This is a genomic window from Shewanella sp. SM21, assembly GCF_025654335.1.
Taxonomy (GTDB): Bacteria; Pseudomonadota; Gammaproteobacteria; order Enterobacterales; family Shewanellaceae; genus Shewanella; species Shewanella oncorhynchi.
In genome coordinates this window covers 1-506 of sequence record NZ_JAKKRL010000041.1, presented here as the reverse complement: position 1 = coordinate 506, position 506 = coordinate 1, and the positions used below count along the sequence as shown (strand labels likewise).

Sequence of the window (506 nt, the reverse complement as noted above, 5' to 3'; positions counted from 1 at the left end):
GCGATGACCTACTCTCACATGGGGAGACCCCACACTACCATCGGCGCGTTTGCGTTTCACTTCTGAGTTCGGGATGGGATCAGGTGGTTCCACAAGGCTATTGTCACCAAGCAAATTCTGTTTATTACCGTGTCCATCGCTGGCTCACGCTAATAATAATTCGGAAAGCTGATTTGCTTTGTTTGAGTTCAACAAGTACAAGGATGTACTTGATGTCATAAATGCAGGAGCATTTTATGACCACTTCATYAAGTGTYKATATTCTGTCTAAGTTCGCTTAGCAAAACCCATCTGGGTTGTATGGTTAAGCCTCTCGAGTCATTAGTACATGTTAGCTCAACGCCTCACAACGCTTACACACCATGCCTATCAACGTCCTAGTCTCGAACGGCTCTTTAGAGGAATTAAATTCCTAGGGATGACTCATCTTAGGGCTCGCTTCCCGCTTAGATGCTTTCAGCGGTTATCGATTCCGAACGTAGCTACCGGGCAATGCCATTGGCATG

At 46.1% G+C, this 506-nt stretch carries 2 rRNA genes; both read right to left on the bottom strand.

Annotation, left to right across the window (positions count from 1 at the left end):
- Positions 1-111 (bottom strand): 5S ribosomal RNA (rrf, locus tag L5L94_RS21800); the annotation flags it as partial.
- Between the two features lie 189 nt (positions 112-300).
- A 23S ribosomal RNA gene (locus tag L5L94_RS21795) occupies positions 301-506 on the bottom strand; the annotation flags it as partial.